The sequence below is a fragment of the Cognatiluteimonas lumbrici genome (assembly GCF_006476065.1).
Lineage (GTDB): Bacteria > Pseudomonadota > Gammaproteobacteria > Xanthomonadales > Xanthomonadaceae > Cognatiluteimonas > Cognatiluteimonas lumbrici.
Genome location: NZ_ML636798.1, coordinates 2,271,172 through 2,287,468 on the forward strand (window position 1 = coordinate 2,271,172; position 16,297 = coordinate 2,287,468).

Annotated in this window: 17 protein-coding genes and 3 pseudogenes; 17 read left to right on the plus strand and 3 right to left on the minus strand. The window is 71.8% G+C overall.

Annotated features, from left to right (window positions below; genetic code table 11):
- The first annotated feature begins 25 nt into the window (after positions 1–25).
- From nudE to E4F25_RS11040, 17 genes and pseudogenes are all read left to right on the plus strand, one after another.
- Entirely contained in the window at positions 26–577 is a 552-nt protein-coding gene (gene nudE, locus E4F25_RS10965; protein ID WP_140910167.1) for an ADP compounds hydrolase NudE, read from the plus strand.
- Positions 564–1,385, plus strand: coding sequence for a 3'(2'),5'-bisphosphate nucleotidase CysQ (gene cysQ / locus E4F25_RS10970; RefSeq protein WP_140910168.1), 822 nt, complete (start codon positions 564–566; stop codon positions 1,383–1,385). Before nudE ends, cysQ begins: the two co-directional genes overlap by 14 nt.
- 13 nt (positions 1,386–1,398) lie before the next feature.
- A pseudogene (gene mazG, locus E4F25_RS10975) lies at positions 1,399–2,217 on the plus strand (nucleoside triphosphate pyrophosphohydrolase); the annotation flags it as partial.
- A 103-nt stretch (positions 2,218–2,320) separates the two neighbouring features.
- Positions 2,321–3,037 (plus strand): response regulator transcription factor, encoded by a 717-nt coding sequence (locus E4F25_RS10980; protein ID WP_140910170.1) that lies wholly within the window; start codon positions 2,321–2,323, stop codon positions 3,035–3,037.
- Positions 3,038–3,056: 19 nt separating this feature from the next.
- A complete protein-coding gene (locus tag E4F25_RS10985; protein ID WP_140910171.1) occupies positions 3,057–4,334 on the plus strand; it encodes a sensor histidine kinase in 1,278 nt (425 codons plus the stop codon).
- Between the two features lie 61 nt (positions 4,335–4,395).
- Positions 4,396–5,901: an efflux RND transporter periplasmic adaptor subunit gene (locus tag E4F25_RS10990; protein ID WP_140910172.1), complete on the plus strand. Its 1,506-nt coding sequence runs from the start codon at positions 4,396–4,398 to the stop codon at positions 5,899–5,901.
- Entirely contained in the window at positions 5,898–6,635 is a 738-nt protein-coding gene (locus E4F25_RS10995) for an ABC transporter ATP-binding protein (protein ID WP_140910173.1), read from the plus strand. Before E4F25_RS10990 ends, E4F25_RS10995 begins: the two co-directional genes overlap by 4 nt.
- Before the next feature lie 50 nt (positions 6,636–6,685).
- Positions 6,686–7,366: pseudogene (locus E4F25_RS11695) on the plus strand (ABC transporter permease); the annotation flags it as partial.
- A gap of 117 nt (positions 7,367–7,483) precedes the next feature.
- Positions 7,484–7,867, plus strand: a complete 384-nt coding sequence (locus E4F25_RS11700) for an ABC transporter permease (protein WP_407062833.1) — start codon at positions 7,484–7,486, stop codon at positions 7,865–7,867.
- A 58-nt stretch (positions 7,868–7,925) separates the two neighbouring features.
- Positions 7,926–8,309 carry a diacylglycerol kinase gene (locus E4F25_RS11005; RefSeq protein ID WP_140910175.1) on the plus strand — a complete coding sequence of 128 codons (384 nt, stop codon included), beginning with the start codon at positions 7,926–7,928 and terminating at the stop codon, positions 8,307–8,309.
- 49 nt (positions 8,310–8,358) lie between these two features.
- A complete protein-coding gene (locus E4F25_RS11010) occupies positions 8,359–9,102 on the plus strand; it encodes a TerC family protein (RefSeq protein ID WP_140910176.1) in 744 nt (247 codons plus the stop codon).
- Positions 9,103–9,191: 89 nt separating this feature from the next.
- Positions 9,192–9,785, plus strand: a complete 594-nt coding sequence (locus tag E4F25_RS11015; protein ID WP_140910177.1) for a LemA family protein — start codon at positions 9,192–9,194, stop codon at positions 9,783–9,785.
- Positions 9,782–10,702 carry a TPM domain-containing protein gene (locus E4F25_RS11020; RefSeq protein ID WP_140910178.1) on the plus strand — a complete coding sequence of 307 codons (921 nt, stop codon included), beginning with the start codon at positions 9,782–9,784 and terminating at the stop codon, positions 10,700–10,702. The genes E4F25_RS11015 and E4F25_RS11020 overlap by 4 nt, the downstream gene beginning before the upstream one ends.
- 10 nt (positions 10,703–10,712) lie before the next feature.
- Positions 10,713–11,207, plus strand: a complete 495-nt coding sequence (locus E4F25_RS11025) for a TPM domain-containing protein (RefSeq protein WP_140910179.1) — start codon at positions 10,713–10,715, stop codon at positions 11,205–11,207.
- 37 nt (positions 11,208–11,244) lie between these two features.
- Positions 11,245–12,156: a prolipoprotein diacylglyceryl transferase gene (lgt, locus tag E4F25_RS11030; protein ID WP_140910180.1), complete on the plus strand. Its 912-nt coding sequence runs from the start codon at positions 11,245–11,247 to the stop codon at positions 12,154–12,156.
- 1 nt (position 12,157) lies between these two features.
- Positions 12,158–12,952 carry a thymidylate synthase gene (locus tag E4F25_RS11035; protein ID WP_140910181.1) on the plus strand — a complete coding sequence of 265 codons (795 nt, stop codon included), beginning with the start codon at positions 12,158–12,160 and terminating at the stop codon, positions 12,950–12,952.
- A 5-nt stretch (positions 12,953–12,957) separates the two neighbouring features.
- Positions 12,958–13,440: a dihydrofolate reductase gene (locus E4F25_RS11040; protein ID WP_140910430.1), complete on the plus strand. Its 483-nt coding sequence runs from the start codon at positions 12,958–12,960 to the stop codon at positions 13,438–13,440.
- A 170-nt stretch (positions 13,441–13,610) separates the two neighbouring features.
- Here E4F25_RS11040 and E4F25_RS11045 read toward each other — a convergent pair.
- The 3 genes and pseudogenes from E4F25_RS11045 to pdxA form a co-directional block, all read right to left on the minus strand.
- A pseudogene (locus E4F25_RS11045) lies at positions 13,611–14,435 on the minus strand (symmetrical bis(5'-nucleosyl)-tetraphosphatase); the annotation flags it as partial.
- A 50-nt stretch (positions 14,436–14,485) separates the two neighbouring features.
- A complete protein-coding gene (gene rsmA / locus E4F25_RS11050; protein ID WP_140910183.1) occupies positions 14,486–15,325 on the minus strand; it encodes a 16S rRNA (adenine(1518)-N(6)/adenine(1519)-N(6))-dimethyltransferase RsmA in 840 nt (279 codons plus the stop codon).
- Positions 15,322–16,296: a 4-hydroxythreonine-4-phosphate dehydrogenase PdxA gene (gene pdxA / locus E4F25_RS11055; RefSeq protein ID WP_140910184.1), complete on the minus strand. Its 975-nt coding sequence runs from the start codon at positions 16,294–16,296 to the stop codon at positions 15,322–15,324. Before pdxA ends, rsmA begins: the two co-directional genes overlap by 4 nt.
- Position 16,297: the final 1 nt, after the last annotated feature.

Genomic DNA, 16,297 nt, shown 5'->3' on the forward strand with positions numbered 1-16,297 from the left:
CCCCTTTGGCCGAACGGGCCGTGGCATGAGCCGGCGCTTGCCCACGATCCATGGCGTCAGCGAGCAGGACGCGGGCCCGTACCGCATGGAGCGGCTGGACCTGGAGTTTGGCAACGGCGAGCGCCGGCAGTACCACCGCCTGCGCGGCAAGGGCCACGGCGCGGTCTACGTGGTGCCGCTGCTCGACGACGACACCGTGCTGCTGGTGCGCGAGTACGCCGCGGGCATGCACCGCTACGAGCTCGGGCTGGTGTCGGGGCGGATCGATGCCGGCGAGAGCGCGCTCGAGGCCGCCAACCGGGAACTGCAGGAGGAGGCCGGCTACGCCGCGCGTTCCCTGCACCTGCTGCGCATGGTCAGCCTGTCGCCGCGCTACATGACCCACCAGGCCCACGTGGTGGTCGCGCGCGACCTGTACCCGAGCAAGCTGCCGGGCGATGAGCCCGAGGAACTGGAGCGGGTGCCCTGGAAGCTGGACGCGCTGCACGAACTCGTGCTGCGCGAGGAATTTTCCGAAGGGCGTGCGGTCGCGGCGCTGTTCATGGCACGGGAGTGGCTGCGGCATGGAGGCAAATGAACTGGACCGCCTGCGCGAGGGCATCATCGCGATCGCGCGTGAGGCCGCCGGCCGCATCCTCGAGGTCTACGACAGCGAGTTCGCGGTCGAGCACAAGGACGACCGCTCGCCGCTGACCGCGGCCGACCTCGCGTCGCACCACTGCATCGTCGACGGGCTGCGGCGACTGGCCCCGCAGATCCCGGTGCTGTCCGAGGAATCCGCCGACGAGGTGGAGGCCGCGGTGCGCAGGCAGTGGCCGCTGATGTGGCTGGTGGACCCGCTCGACGGGACCCGCGAGTTCGTGAAGCGCAACGGCGAGTTCACCGTCAACATCGCCCTGATCGACGACGGCGAGCCGGTGCTGGGCGTGGTCCAGGCACCGGTGACCGGCGCGCTCTGGCACGGCCAGCGCGGCCGGGGCGCGTTCCGGCGCGACGGCGACGAGGAACGCGCGATCGCCGTGCGCGCGCCGGCCACCGCGCCGCTGCGGGTCGCGGCCAGTCGCTCGCACCGCGATGCGCGCACCGAGGGCTTCTTGCAGCGCATGGGCGGGATCGAGCCGGTCGGCGTCGGCTCCTCGCTGAAGTTCTGCCGGCTCGCGGAGGGGCAGATGGACGTCTATCCGCGCTTCGGCCCGACCAGCGAATGGGACACGGCCGCCGGCCAGGCGGTGCTGGAAGCCGCGGGCGGCGCGGTGCTCGACCCGCATGCCGATGGCGGGCGCGGGCGAGCGCTGCGCTACAACCAGCGCGACACCATCCTCAACGGCGACTTCATCGCCCTCGGCGACACGTCGCTCCCCTGGCGCGACTGGCTTGGCGCGTGATGGGTACGACTCCATGAAGCGCGACGCGGGCGACATCGCGCGGCTGCTGGAGATCATGGCGCGCCTCCGCGACCCCGCGACCGGCTGCCCGTGGGACGTGCGGCAGACGTTCGCGACGATCGCCCCGTACACGATCGAGGAAGCCTACGAAGTCGCCGACGCGATCGACCGCGGCGACATGGGCGACCTGCGCGAGGAGCTCGGCGACCTGCTGCTGCAGGTCGTGTTCCATGCGCGCATGGCGGAGGAGCAGGGCGCGTTCGCCTTCGCCGACGTGGTCGCGGCGATCGCCGACAAGCTGGTGCGCCGGCATCCGCACGTGTTCGCCGGAGCCAGCGTCGCCGGCGAGGAAGCGCAGTCGCGCGAGTGGGAGGCGATCAAGCGCCGCGAGCGCGAGGCCGCGGGCGACGCCGACGACTCGGCGCTGGCCGGGATCGCGCGCGGCATGCCCGAGTGGCAGCGTGCGACGAAACTGCAGGCACGCGCCGCGCGCGTCGGCTTCGACTGGCCGGGGCCTGGACCGGTGATCGCCAAGCTGCACGAAGAGATCGAGGAAGCGCGCGCCGAATTCGCCGCGGTCGCCGCCAGCCCCGAGGACGCGGCGGCGCACGCGCGCCTGGAGGACGAGCTGGGCGACCTGCTGTTCGTCTGCGCCAACCTTGCGCGCCATGCGCGGGTGGACCCCGGCACTGCGTTGCGGCGCGCCAATGCCAAGTTCGAGCGCCGCTTCCGCGCGATGGAAGCCATGGCGCGCGCCGACGGCACCCCCCTCGAGCAGCTCCCGCTCGAGGCCCAGGACCGCTACTGGATACGCGCCAAGGCCGCGGAACGCGGCGAGAGCTGAACGCCAGCCGCACGCCCCCCGGAGCCCTTCACGCCATTTCTACCCCGTTCCCGGCACCTTTCACAAAGCTGAAGACAAGGAGCCTTTCCCCATGACGCGTGCTTCCCAGGAACCCGCGGGCCTGGTCCTCATCGTCGAGGACAACCGCAACATCTCGGAAATGGTGGGCGAATACCTCGAAGGGCGGGGATTCGAAGTGGATTACGCCAGCGACGGCCTCGACGGCTACCGGCTGGCGAGCGAGAACAGCTACGACGTGGTCGTGCTCGACCTGATGCTGCCGCGACTGGACGGCGTCGAGGTCTGCAAGCGGCTGCGCGAGGAAGCGCGCAAGTCCACCCCGGTGCTGATGCTCACCGCGCGCGACACGCTCGACGAGAAGCTGACCGGCCTGTCGGTGGGCGCCGACGACTACCTGACCAAGCCGTTCGCGATCCAGGAGCTCGAGGCCCGGCTGCGCGCGCTGATCCGGCGCGAGCGCCGCCAGGTGGGTTCGGAAGTGCTGAAGGTCGCCGACCTGGTGCTCGACCCGGCCAGCCTGCGCGCCACCCGCGGCGGGGTCGAACTGCAGCTGTCGCCGATCGGCCTCAAGCTGCTCACCATCCTGATGCGCGAATCGCCGCGCGTGGTCAGCCGCCAGGAGATCGAGCGCGAGATCTGGGGCAACGGCCTGCCCGATTCCGATACCCTGCGCAGCCACCTGTACAACCTGCGCAAGACCATCGACAAGCCGTACGACAAGCCGTTGCTGCACACGGTGCAGAGCGCCGGCTACCGCATCGCGGACATCGAACAACCGCCCGCGTAGGCCGTCCGGCAAGCCGTCCATGCCGCAGGGCCTGCCCCGCAAGCTTCGCTATGCCTTCGTGATGCAGGTGGCGATGGCGAGCATCGTCATCGTCGCCGGCACCTGGGTGGCGATGCACTTCGCGCGCCAGGCGATCGCGAGCCAGGCCCTGCACGAGGAAGCGGCGTACTTCTGGGCGCAGCGCGATGCCGACACCGGGCACCCGCCGCCGGACGAGGCCCGGCTGCGCGGCCACTACGTCAGCGACGGCGGCTCGGCGGCGCAGCTGCCCCCGGCCCTGCGCGACCTCGAGCCCGGGCTGCACCAGCTGCCCGACTCGCTGGTGCTCGTGGACCGCCGCGGCGACGGCCAGCTGTACCTGACCTACCCGCGCGCCGTCGCCGAGACGCGCGCGCTGCAGATGGTGTTCGCGCCCGTGCTGCTGGCGTTGCTGGCGCTGGCCGCCAGCGCCTGGTTCACCTACCGCAACGCGCGGCGCATGGTGGCGCCGCTGGACTGGCTGGCCTCGGAGGTCGCGCGCTGGGACCCGCTGGCACCCGACGCGGGCGCGTTGTCCCCGGACCGCCTGCCGGAGGACGCCGGCGTGGAGGCGCGCCAGCTCGCCGGCGCGCTGCAGCGCATGGCCGAGCGCATGCATGCGTTCGTGCGCCGCGAGCGCGACTTCACCCGCGACGCCAGCCACGAGCTGCGCACCCCGCTGACCGTGATCCGGGTCGCCAGCGACCTGCTGCACAACGACCCCGACATCCCCGAGCGCGCACAGCGTTCGCTCGGCCGCATCCAGCGCGCCGGCCGCGACATGGAGGCGGTGATCGAGTCGTTCCTGATCCTGGCCCGCGAGGGCGGGATCGAACCGCAGCGCGAAACCTTCGCGGTGCGCGACATCGTCGACGAGGAAGTGGCCACCGTGCGCCCGCTGCTGGCCAACAAGCCGGTGCGCCTGGACGTGGTCGAGAACGCGCGGCCGGTGCTGCACGCATCGCCGCGCGTGTTCGGGGTGATGCTGCGCAACCTGTTGTCCAACGCCTGCGTGTTCACCGAGGAGGGCCGGGTCGAGGTGCGCATCGAGCCGGACGCGGTGGTGGTGTCGGACACCGGCATCGGGATGTCGCCGGAAGTGCTGCAGCGTGTGTTCGACCCGTTCTACCGGGCCGACCCGGACAAGCTGTCCGGCAAGGGCATGGGCCTGTCCATCGTGCGTCGCCTCGGTGAGCGCTTCGGCTGGCCGATCGGGCTGGACAGCGTTCCCGGCCGCGGCACGGTCGCGACCATCCGCTTCGGCGACGCCCGCGCCTGAGCGTGTCAACGGAGTCACGCCCCGGGCGTTAGCCTGCCCGGGACCCTTTGCCGCGAGCACCATGCAGACCACGACCAAGCCCCGCAGGACCCGTTCGGGCGGCATCCGCCGCGCCGGTGCCATCGCCCTGGCGGCGCTGCTCGCGCTCGCCGCGTTCTGGTGGTGGCGCGCGGATTGGGCGCCGGCCGACCAGGGCTATCGCACCACCGTCGTGGAGCGTGGCGACATCCGCGTGGCGATCTCGGCCACCGGAACGCTCAGCGCGATTTCCACGGTGACGGTGGGCAGCCAGGTCTCGGGCCAGGTCACCGAAGTCCTGGTGGACTTCAACGACAAGGTGCGCCAGGGCCAGGTCATCGCGCGCATCGACCCGAGCACCTACGAGGCGCAGATCGAACAGGGCAACGCGCAGGTGGCCAGTGCGCGCGCGCAGCTGCGCCAGGCGCAGGCCGCGCTGGCCAACGCCGAGGCCGACTACCGGCGCAAGGCCGCGCTCGCGGACAGCCAGCTGGTCGCGCGCAGCGACGTCGACCTCGCCCGCGCCGCGCGCGACCAGGCACAGGCGCAGGTGGCCTCGGCGCAGGCGCAGATCCGGCAGCAGTCCGCGTCCACGCAGACCACCCGCGTCAACCTCGGCCGGACCGTGATCCGCTCGCCGGTGGACGGGGTGGTGATCACGCGTTCGGTGGAGCCGGGGCAGACGGTGGCCGCGAGCTTGCAGGCGCCGGAGCTGTTCGTCATCGCCGAGGACCTGTCGAAGATGAAGATCGAGCTGGCGGTGGACGAGGCCGACATCGGCCAGGTCCGCGAGGGCCAACAGGTGTCGTTCACGGCCGACGCGTTCCCGGACCGCCGCTTCCGCGGCGTGGTCGACCAGGTGCGCCTGGCCGCGACCACCACCGCCAACGTGGTGACCTACCCGGTGGTGGTCACGGTGGACAACAGCGACGGCACGCTGCTGCCCGGGCTCACCGTCAATGCCGAGATCGAGGTCAGCAAGCGCGAAGGCGTGCTCAAGGTCGCCAACGCGGCGCTGCGCTACAAGCCCGCGCAGCCCGTGGAAGGCGCGCCCGCCGCCGGGTCCCCGCGCGGGAGCGGCGTCGGCGAGGACCTTGCGCGTGCCGCCGAGGCGCTGCAGCTCGACGATCGCCAACGGGCCGCGCTCGATGCGGCCCTGGAAGCGATCCGCGAACGCCAGGCCGCGCGCCAGGCGGCGCCGGCCACCGGCAACGGCAGCAGCCTGTTCGGCGGCGGCGGGGCGCGCCGTGGCGGCGCGGGCGGCGGGGGTGCCGCGATGCAGGGGCAGTTCCGGCAGCGCATGCTCGACCGCTTCCGCCAGGACTTCGCCGGGTTCCGCGACACCCTCGACGACGCGCAGAAGGCGCAGTGGGAGCGGATCGTGGCCGACCTCGTCGGCGCCACCCGCGCACCGCTGTACCTGCTGGTGGACGGGCAGCCGCGGCAGGTGATGGTCCGGGTCGGCGCCAGCGACGGCAGCGACACCGAGATCTCGGGGCCGGTGGAGGCCGGCGACGTGGCGATCACCGGCGAGCGCGCCGCGCAATGAGCCGTCCGGCGGACTCCCCGAGGGCCGCCCGCGCGCCGGTGATCCATGCCCGCGGGCTGGGCAAGGTCTACGCGCCGGGGACGCCGGCCGAAGTGGTGGCGTTGCGCAACGTGGACCTCGACATCGCGCGCGGCGACTTCGTCGCCATCATGGGGCCGTCGGGCTCGGGCAAGTCCACGCTGATGAACCTGCTCGGCTGCCTGGACACGCCCAGCAGCGGCCGCTACGCCTGCGACGGCATCGACGTCGCCACGCTCGACGCCGAGGCGCTGGCCGACCTGCGCCGCGACAAGATCGGCTTCGTGTTCCAGGGCTTCCACCTGCTGCCGCGGATGGACGCGCTGCACAACGTCGCGATGCCGCTGGGCTACTCGGGGGTCCCGCACGCGGAGCGCCTCGAGCGGGCGCGCGAGGTGCTGGAATCCGTCGGCCTCGGCGACCGCGTCGGGCACCGGCCGAGCGAGATGTCGGGCGGCCAGCAGCAGCGCGTGGCGATCGCGCGGGCGCTGGTCAACCAGCCGCCGATCCTGCTCGCCGACGAACCCACCGGTGCCCTCGACTCGCGCACCGGCGAGGAGATCCTGGCGCTGTTCAAGCGCCTGCGCGACGCCGACCACACCGTGGTCATCATCACCCACGACGCCGAGGTCGCGGCCCACGCCGACCGCACCTACGTGATGCACGACGGGGAGCTCCACGAAGGCGGGCAGCGCCCGCGGGAGGCGCTGGCATGAGCCTGCTCGACATCCTGCGCACCGCCGCCTTCGCCCTGCGCGGCAACTGGATGCGCAGCGCGCTGACCTCGCTCGGCGTGATCATCGGCATCGCCGCGGTGATCGTGATGGTCTCGGTCGGGCAGGGCACCCAGCAGGAGATCGACAAGCTGGTCTCCGGGCTGGGCTCGCAGCGGCTGGACATCTCCCCCGGCGCGCAGCGCGGACCGGGCGGCGCGCGCCAGAGCGCCGGCAGCTTCTACACGCTCACCGAGGGCGACGTGGAGGCGATCCGCGAGGAGATCCCGGAAGTGCAGTACGTCGCCGGCGCGCTGCGCGGCGGCACCCAGGTGGTGTACGCCGAGAACAACGCCGCCACCAGCTGGCAGGGCGTGCAACCGGACTGGTTCGCGATCAACGACTGGAAGCTGGCCGAGGGCAGCCTGTTCGAGCCGCAGGCCTACACCGGCGCGGCCAAGCAGGTGGTCCTGGGCGACAGCGTGCGGCGGGTGCTGTTCGGCGAGGACAGCGGCATCGGCGAGACCATCCGCCTCGGGCGCGTCCCGTTCACCGTGGTCGGGACCCTTGCGCCCAAGGGCCAGGGCAGCTTCGGCCAGGACCAGGACGACGTGGTGATGGTGCCGCTGTCCACCGCCAGGCGACGGCTGCTGGGCACCATGGGCCTGCCTCCGGGCGCGGTGATGCAGGTCGCGCTGACGGTCGCCGACGCGCGCGACCTCGGCTACGCGCAGACGGCGGTGGAAGGGCTGCTGCGGCAGCGCCACGACATCCGCCCGGGCCAGGAGGACGACTTCCGCGTGCGCAACATCAGCGAGATCGTCGCCACCCGCACCGCCACCACCAACCTGATGAGCAAGCTGCTCGGCGCTGTGGCGACCATCTGCCTGGTGATCGGCGGCATCGGCATCATGAACATCATGCTGGTCTCGGTCACCGAGCGGATCCGCGAGATCGGGCTGCGCATGGCGGTGGGCGCGGGCCCGGGCGACGTGCGCCGGCAGTTCCTGGCCGAGGCGATGCTGATCTCGCTGGTGGGTGGCGCGATCGGCATCCTGGTCGGGATCGTCGGCGCCCTGCTGGTGGGCCGCTTCAGCGACCTGCCGGTGGCGCTCGACGCCCGGGTGGTGGGGCTGGCGGCGGCGTTCTCGATCGGCACCGGGCTGTTCTTCGGCTACTACCCGGCGCGCAAGGCCTCGCAGCTGGATCCGATCGAAGCCCTGCGGCAGCAGTAGCGCTGTGGCAAAATAAGCCCAGCGCGGCCCCGCCGCGGCAACCCCGGTACCGGAACCCATGGCGGACCAGGTCGGCCACCTGCCAAGACATCCCGCGCGCGTCCTGCTCGCGGCCAAGTGGTCCCTCCAGGGCCTGCGCGCGGCGTGGCTGTACGAGTCCTCGTTCCGGCTGGAGGTGTACCTGTTCGTGGTCCTGGCGCCGTTGGCGCTGTGGGCCGGGCAGACGCCGGTGGAGCGGGTGCTGCTGGTCGGCAGCTGCGTGCTGGTGCTGGCCGCCGAGCTGCTGAACTCGGCGATCGAGGCGGTGATCGAGCGTTACGGCGCCGAGCACCACGAACTGTCGGGGCGCGCCAAGGACATGGGCTCGGCCGCCGTGTTCGTGCTGATGATGAACGTGCTCTTTACGTGGGCCCTGATACTCGGTCCACGCGTGCTGGCCTGACCCGGCCGACTGCTGTCCTCCCCCCTGAAGCCGACGGAACGACCGCTCGATGAGTCTTGAAATGCTTGCCGACCCGCAGACCTGGATCCTGCTGGTCACGCTCAGTTCGATCGAGATCGTCCTCGGCATCGACAACCTCGTCTTCATCTCGATCGCGGTCAGCCGCCTGCCGCCCACGACCCGCGAGCGCGCGCGCAAGTTCGGCATCGCCGCCGCCTGCATCACCCGCATCGCGCTGCTGCTGACGCTCGCGTTCCTGGCGCACATGAAGCAGGACATCTTCAGCGTGTTCGGGCACGGCTTCTCGGTGCGCGACCTGGTGCTGCTGCTCGGCGGCATCTTCCTGGTGTTCAAGGGCATCGCCGAGATCCGCGACCAGGTCGCCGGCGAACCGGAAGCCGAGGACATCCACACCCGGCCGGCCGCCTCCTTCGGCGCGGTGATCGCGCAGATCGCGGTGATCGACATCGTGTTCTCGCTGGACTCGGTGATCGCCGCGGTCGGCATGGCCGAGGAGTACGTGCCGGTGATGGTGGCCGCGATCCTGCTGGCGGTGGCGGTGATGCTGCTGGCCGCGCGCCCGCTGGGCCACTTCATCGACAACAACCCGACCATCAAGATGCTGGCGCTGGCATTCATCGTGCTGATCGGCGGCTACCTGGTGGTCGAGGGGCTGGAGATCCACGTGCCCAAGGGCTACATCTACGGCGCGATGGGCTTCTCGGCGGCGGTGGAAGCCCTGAACCTGTGGGCCAAGCGCCGCGCGCGGCTGCGCGAGGGACGCCGGCCCTAGCGGCGCCCCGGTGCCGGGCGAGGGCGCTCGTTGCGCCTTCACGCCCGGAGTGCTGGAATGCAGCGGTCGTTTCCGTCGTGGGGTTTCCGATGCGTGCGCTCCAGGTCGTCGTGCTCCTGCTGCTTTCCGCGCTGCTCAGCGGCTGCGGCTACAACGAGATCCAGTCCAGGGACGAGGCGGTGGATGCCGCCTGGTCGCAGGTCCTCAACGTCTACAAGCGCCGTGCCGACCTGGTGCCGAACCTGGTCGCGACCGTCAAGGGCTACGCTGCCCACGAAGAGCGGGTGTTCACCGAGGTCACCGAGGCGCGCGCGCGGGTCGGCAGCATCAACGTGGACGCCGGCGATCCCGAGTCGCTGGAACGGTTCCAGCAGGCGCAGGGCCAGCTGCAGGGCGCCATTGGGCGACTGCTGCTGGTGAGCGAGAACTACCCGCAGCTCAAGGCCGACCAGAACTTCCTGCAGCTGCAGGCGCAGCTCGAGGGCACCGAGAACCGGATCACCGTCGAGCGCCAGCGCTACATCCAGGCGGTGCAGGACTACAACACCTACATCCGCCGCTTCCCGGTCAACCTCACCGCGAAGCTGTTCGGCTACGACACCAGGCCGAACTTCACCGTGGACGACGTCGAGGCGATCGAGGACGCGCCGGCGGTGGACTTCGGCCAGCCCGACGCGGGATGAGCCTGCGCCGGCTCGCCGGATGGTTGTTGCTGCCGTGCCTGCTGCTGCCGGCATGGGCGGCGGCGCAGGGACTGCAGCCGATCCCGCCGCTGGACGCGCCGGTGGTCGACACGACCGGCACCCTCGACGCGGCCACCGTGCAGCGGATCGAGGCACGGGCGCGAGCCCTGCAGGCATCGAAGGGCAGCCAGTTGCAGGTGCTGATGGTGCCGACCACCGAACCGGAGGACATCGCCGCCTACGCGCAGCGCGTGTACGACCAGTGGAAGCTGGGCCGCGAATCGGTGGACGACGGCGTGCTGGTGCTGGTCGCCAGGGACGACCGGCGCGTGCGCATCCAGCCCGGCTACGGCCTCGAGGGCGCGATCCCGGACGCCACCGCGGCGCGCGTGATCCAGGAGTACATGGTGCCGAGGTTCCGCGACGGGGACTTCGGCGGCGGCCTCGACGAGGCCACGGCCGTGCTGGCCAGGCTGGTCGAGGGCGAGCCGCTGCCGGAACCGATGGCCGACAGTCGTCCCCGCCCGCGAGGCATCGGCGGCAACTGGATGATCGCGCTGTTCGCGGCTTTCATCGTCGCCCAGGTCGCGCGCGGAATCTTCGCGCGAACCCCGAGGGGCGTGCGCGGCGTGCTTGGGGCCGGCGCCGCGGGCGGGGTCGCCTGGATGATCGGGCAGGCGCTGCTCCTGGGCGGAGTTGGCGCCTTCATCGGATTGCTGTTCGGGCTCGCGCAGGCGCCGTCGGGGCGCGTGGTGCGCCATGGCGGCTGGGGCGGTTTCGGCGGCCCGCCCTTCGGCGGAGGCTGGGGCGGCGGCGGCTGGGGCGGCGGCGGTCGCAGCGGCGGCGGCTTCGGCGGGGGCGGCTGGTCCGGCGGCGGCGGCATGAGCGGGGGCGGCGGCGCCTCCGGCAGCTGGTGAGGCCGGGGCCATGATCGGTCGCCTGTTCCGGCACCTGTTCGCGCCCTCGGCGGCGCGCCTGTTCCGCGAGGAGAGCCTGCAGCGGATCGCCGAGGCGGTCGCGCGGGGCGAGGCCACGCATACCGGCGAAACCTGTTTCGCGGTCGAATCCGCGCTGCCCCTGCGCGCAGTGTTCGCGGGCGTGGACGCGCGCCAGCGCGCCGAGGAGGCTTTCTCGCGCCTGCGCGTTTGGGACACCGCGGCCAACAACGGGGTGCTGGTGTACCTGCTGCTGGCCGACCACCGGATCGAGATCGTGGCCGACCGCGGCTTCCGCGGGCGCGTCAGCGACGCGCAGTGGCGCGGAATCTGCCAGCTGATGGAGGAGCGCCTGCGCGCCGGCGACCCGGAGGCCGCGGCGGTGCAGGGGATCGAGGCCGCGTCGCGGCTGGTGGCCGCGCATTTCCCGCGCGTGGACGACGTCCCGGACGAGAACGAACTTCCCGACCTGCCGCACCTGTCCTGAGCAGGCACAATAGGCCGGTCCCGCCACGGAGCCGTCGATGTCGCCCTGGTTGCACCGGATCGATCCGATCGCACTGCAGTTCCCGGAATTCTCCCTCTTCGGCATGACCCTGCACCCGGCCGTGCACTGGTACGGGGTGATGTACCTGCTCGGCTTCGGCCTGGCGTGGTGGCTCGGCCGCCGACGCGTCCTTCAGGGCCGCCTGCCCGGCGTCGACGCACAGGCGTTCGGCGACCTCGTGTTCTACGGCATGCTCGGCGTCATCCTCGGTGGCCGGCTCGGCTACATCCTGTTCTACGACCTGTCCGCCTACCTGGCCGACCCGTTGCAGGTGTTCGAGATCTGGAACGGCGGCATGAGCTTCCACGGCGGCCTCGTCGGCGTCTGCATCGCGGCTTGGTGGTGGGCGCGCAAGCACCGCCTGCACTTCATGGACGTGGCCGACTTCGTGGCGCCGCTGGTGCCGCCCGGCCTGGGCTTCGGCAGGCTCGGCAACTTCATCAACGGCGAGCTGTGGGGCAAGTACACCGGCGGCGACTGGGGCGTGATCTTCCCGCACGCCGAGGCGCCGCTGCTGCGGCTCGCCCCGGAGCAGCTGCAGGCGCTGCACGCCAGCGGCGCGCTCGACCGTTACGCGCGGCATCCCTCGCCGCTGTACCAGGCGCTGCTCGAGGGCCTGGTGATGTTCGTGGCCCTGTGGTGGTTCTCCAGCCGCCCGCGCCCGCGCTACGCGGTGGCGGGGCTGTTCGCGCTGCTCTACGGCAGCTTCCGCTTCCTGGTCGAGTTCGTGCGCGTCCCCGATGCGCAACTCGGCTACCTGGCGTTCGGCTGGCTGACCATGGGCCAGTTGCTGAGCCTGCCGCTGGTGGCGCTGGGCCTGTTCTGGCTGTGGAAGTCGCGCAGCGCGCCGACCCTGCAGCCGGTTCCGGCCCCGGACACGGCGAACTGAGATGCGCCAGTACCTCGACCTGCTGCGCCACGTGCTCGAGCAGGGCACCGACAAGGACGACCGCACCGGCACCGGCACGCGCAGCGTGTTCGGCTGGCAGATGCGCTTCGACCTGCGCGAGGGCTTCCCGCTGGTGACCACGAAGAAGCTGCACCTGCGCTCGATCGTGCACGAGTTGCTGTGGTTCCTGAAGGGCGAGACCAACATCGCCTACCTGCGCGAGAACAAGGTCTCGATCTGGGACGAGTGGGCGGACGAACAGGGCGAACTCGGGCCGGTGTACGGCAAGCAATGGCGGCGCTGGACCGGCAGCGACGGCCGCGAAATCGACCAGGTGCGCTGGGTGGTGGACGAGATCCGGCGCAACCCCGATTCGCGGCGCCTGATCGTGTCCGCATGGAACGTTGCCGACCTGCCGGCGATGGCGTTGATGCCCTGCCACACGCTGTTCCAGTTCTACGTCGCCGACGGGCGCCTGAGCTGCCAGCTCTACCAGCGCAGCGGCGACATCTTCCTCGGCGTGCCCTTCAACATCGCCAGCTACGCGCTGCTCACCCACATGGTGGCGCAGGTCTGCGGCCTGGGCGTCGGCGACTTCGTGCACACCCTGGGCGACGCGCACCTGTACTCGAACCACTTCGAGCAGGCGCGCGAGCAGCTTTCGCGCGAGCCGCGGCGGTTGCCCACGCTGGTGCTCGATCCCGCGGTCGACGACCTGTTCGCCTTCCGCTACGAGCACATCGCGATCGAGGGCTACGACCCGCTGCCCGCGATCAAGGCACCGGTGGCGGTGTGACCACGCTGACCCTGCTGGCGGCGCTCGACCGCGAATTCGCGATCGGCAAGGACGGCGACCTGCCCTGGCATTTGCCGGACGACCTCAAGCGGTTCAAGGCGCTGACCCTCGGCAAGCCGGTGCTGATGGGCCGCCGGACCGCCGAGTCGCTCCGCCGCGCGCTGCCGGGCCGCCGCAACCTCGTGCTGACGCGCAGCGGCAAGGTCCCGTTCGAGGGCATGGAACCGTTCGGGTCGCTGGACGCGGCACTGCAAGCGGTGCGCGACGCCGGCGAACTCTGGGTCATCGGCGGCGGCGAAGTGTTCGCCGCGACCCTGCCGCTGGCCACCCGCATGCACCTGACCTGGGTGGACACCGTAGTCGAGGGCGCCGACGCCTTCTTCCCCCGCTTCGATGCAACACAGTGGCAACCCGTCTCCCGCGAACCGCACCCCGCCGACGACCGCCACGCCCACCCCTTCGAATTCGTCGACTACCACCGCCAGTAACGTGCCCCCGGAAACAAGAAGCCGCAGGCTTCGAGTACCAGCGAAGCGCAGCGGAGAAGGCGGTGCCCCTGGCCGACGACTCAAAACGCTCTGGAGGAGGCCAGGGGCACCGCCTTCTCCGTGGAGCGTCCCTCCGGAGCTCGAAACCCGGATCAGCGCCGCGCCGGATTAGCCGGCACGTCCCGCCCCGGCACCTGCACGATCCGCAACTCCTCGCTGTCCAGCTGCAGCGCCGTGAGCCTGCCGCCCCAGACCGCCCCGGTGTCGATCGCGTGCACCCCGTGGCCGATGAACAGCCCCAGCGCCGACCAGTGCCCGCAGACGATCCTGAGGTCGCGCTCCGCGCGCCCGGGCACCGCGTACCACGGATACAGGCCCGGCTGCTGCGTCCCCGGCGGCCCCTTCTCGTCGAACGCGATGCGCCCGCGCGGGGTGCAGTAGCGCAGGCGCGTGAACACGTTGATGATCGCGCGCTGCCGGTCGTGGCCCGAGAGCCCCGGCGACCACGCCGGGCGGTCGCCGTACATGTTGCGCAGGAGCTTGCGATAGCCCTCGCCATGGAGCGCACGCTCGACCTCGGCGGCGTGCTTCTGCGCCAGCTGCGTGGTCCACTTCGGCGCCAGTCCGGCGTGCACCATCATCCAGCCCAGCTCGCGATCGGCATGCAGCAACGGGCGCCCGCGCAGCCAGTCCAGCATCTCGCGGGCATCGGGCGCGAACAGCACCCGCTGCAGGTCGGGATTGACCTTGCGCTGTTCCTCCGGCCTGCGCTCGGCGATGGCCAGCAGGGACAGGTCGTGGTTGCCGAGCACGACGACACAGTTGTCGCGCAGCGAATGCACGAGCCGCAAGGTCTCCAGCGACTCGCCGCCACGGTTGACAAGGTCGCCGCAGAACCACAGCGTGTCGCGCGCAGGGTCGAAGCGGATGCGCTCCAGCAGCCGCTGCGTCGGCGCATGACATCCCTGCAGGTCGCCGATCGCCCAGATAGCCATGGCGCCAGTGTAAGCGGGAATCGCGGGTGCGGCGGCACCCGCCGCCGCGCTCAGTGCGCTTCCGGCGGCGCCAGGTTGGCCAGTCGCACGAAACCCTCGACCGGGACCTGTTCGGCGCGCATGTCGGGACGCAGGCCCGCGGCCTCGATCAGTGCGGGAGTGGCCACGGCCGCGAGCGCATTGCGCAGCGTCTTGCGGCGCTGGCCGAACGCGGCGCGCACGATGGCGGCGAATCGCGACGGATCCCCGATGCCGACGGTGCCGGGCGCACGTGGTACCAGCCGCACGACCGCGGAGTCCACCTTCGGCGCGGGGCGGAACGCGCCCGGGCCCACGGTGAACAGCGGCGTCACCGTGCAGTACGCCTGCAGCATCACGCTCAGGCGTCCGTAGACCTTGCTGCCCGGGGCCGCGCCCATGCGCTCGACCACTTCCTTTTGCAGCATGAAGTGCATGTCGCGGATCGCGCCGGCGTGCTCCAGCGCATGGAACAGGATCGGCGACGACAGGTTGTAGGGCAGGTTGCCGGCCAGGCGCAGCTGTCCGCCGGCCGCCAGCGCGGTGAAGTCCACCTCGAGCACGTCGGCGTTGAGCAGCGTGAGTTCGCCGCGTGGCGCGGCCGCCGCGGACAGCGGCTCGAGCAGGTCGCGGTCGAACTCGATCGCGGTGAGCGCGCCGTGGCGGTCGAGCAGCGGCAGCGTCAGCGCACCCTGGCCGGGCCCGATCTCGACGATGCGGTCGCCGGGTCGGGGATCGATCGCCAGCACGATGCGATCGATCACGCCGCGGTCGTGCAGGAAGTTCTGGCCGAGGTGCTTCTTGGCGTCGCGGCGGAAGCCGTCGGCGTCGCGCGCATCGCGGGCGCGCGGGGCGGGGCGCTGCCGGCTCACGCGCGCGCCCGCCGCAGCGCCAGCCGGCTGCAGGCGTCGATCGCGGCGAACAGGCTCGACGGATCCGCGGTGCCGGTGCCGGCGATGTCGAGCGCGGTGCCGTGGTCCACGGCGACCCGCGGGTAGGGCAGGCCCAGGGTCAGGTTCACGGCCTGCTCGAAGCCGCTGTACTTGAGCACCGGCAAGCCCTGGTCGTGGTACATCGCCAGCACCGCGTCGCAGTCGCGCAGCTTCGCGGGCAGGAACGCGGTGTCGGCAGGCAGCGGGCCCGCCAGCGACATCCCTTCGGCGCGCAGGCGATCCAGCACCGGCGCGATCACATCGATCTCCTCGCGCCCCAGGTGCCCGTCCTCGCCCGCGTGCGGGTTCAGGCCGAGCACCAGCACGCGCGGCGCGGGGATGCCGAAGTCGTCCCGCAGCGCCGCGTGCAGGATCCGCAGCGTGCGTTCCAGCGCCGCCGGGGTGATCGCGTCGGCGACCGCGCGCAGCGGCAGGTGGGTGGTCGCCAGCGCCACGCGCACGATGTCGTTGGCCAGCATCATCACCACCTCGCGCCCGGCCTGGGCCGCGAGCAGCCCGGTGGTGCCCGTGTAGGCGATGCCGCCGTCGTTGATGGCGGCCTTGTGCACCGGCCCGGTCACGAGCCCGTCGAGACTGCCGGCGAGGCAGGCGGCGCCGGCCTGCTCGAGCGCGGCGATGGTGGCGGCGGCGTTGGCGGGGTCCGGGACGCCGGCCTGGACGGCGACCGGGGTCGCGACCTCGACGAGCGGTAGCACCCCGGGTGCGGAAGGGGTGCCAGGGGTAGCGAGCACGAGCGGCAATCCGAGGGCGCCGGCGGCGCGCGCCAGCGCGGTGGGGTCCCCGAAGGCGAGCAGGTCCGCATCCCAGGCACGCTGTGCCGCGCGGACGCAGAGTTCCGGGCCGACGCCGGCCGGCTCGCCCGGAACCAGCGCCAGCCGCGGTCGCGGCATC

Coding starts and splice junctions, on each gene's coding strand:
- nudE (WP_140910167.1), top strand. CDS start 26: ATGAGCCGGCGCTTGCCCACGATCCATGGCGTCAGCGAGCAGGACGCG.
- cysQ (WP_140910168.1), top strand. CDS start 564: ATGGAGGCAAATGAACTGGACCGCCTGCGCGAGGGCATCATCGCGATC.
- E4F25_RS10980 (WP_140910170.1), top strand. CDS start 2,321: ATGACGCGTGCTTCCCAGGAACCCGCGGGCCTGGTCCTCATCGTCGAG.
- E4F25_RS10985 (WP_140910171.1), top strand. CDS start 3,057: ATGCCGCAGGGCCTGCCCCGCAAGCTTCGCTATGCCTTCGTGATGCAG.
- E4F25_RS10990 (WP_140910172.1), top strand. CDS start 4,396: ATGCAGACCACGACCAAGCCCCGCAGGACCCGTTCGGGCGGCATCCGC.
- E4F25_RS10995 (WP_140910173.1), top strand. CDS start 5,898: ATGAGCCGTCCGGCGGACTCCCCGAGGGCCGCCCGCGCGCCGGTGATC.
- E4F25_RS11700 (WP_407062833.1), top strand. CDS start 7,484: ATGAGCAAGCTGCTCGGCGCTGTGGCGACCATCTGCCTGGTGATCGGC.
- E4F25_RS11005 (WP_140910175.1), top strand. CDS start 7,926: ATGGCGGACCAGGTCGGCCACCTGCCAAGACATCCCGCGCGCGTCCTG.
- E4F25_RS11010 (WP_140910176.1), top strand. CDS start 8,359: ATGAGTCTTGAAATGCTTGCCGACCCGCAGACCTGGATCCTGCTGGTC.
- E4F25_RS11015 (WP_140910177.1), top strand. CDS start 9,192: ATGCGTGCGCTCCAGGTCGTCGTGCTCCTGCTGCTTTCCGCGCTGCTC.
- E4F25_RS11020 (WP_140910178.1), top strand. CDS start 9,782: ATGAGCCTGCGCCGGCTCGCCGGATGGTTGTTGCTGCCGTGCCTGCTG.
- E4F25_RS11025 (WP_140910179.1), top strand. CDS start 10,713: ATGATCGGTCGCCTGTTCCGGCACCTGTTCGCGCCCTCGGCGGCGCGC.
- lgt (WP_140910180.1), top strand. CDS start 11,245: ATGTCGCCCTGGTTGCACCGGATCGATCCGATCGCACTGCAGTTCCCG.
- E4F25_RS11035 (WP_140910181.1), top strand. CDS start 12,158: ATGCGCCAGTACCTCGACCTGCTGCGCCACGTGCTCGAGCAGGGCACC.
- pdxA (WP_140910184.1), bottom strand. CDS start 16,296: ATGCCGCGACCGCGGCTGGCGCTGGTTCCGGGCGAGCCGGCCGGCGTC.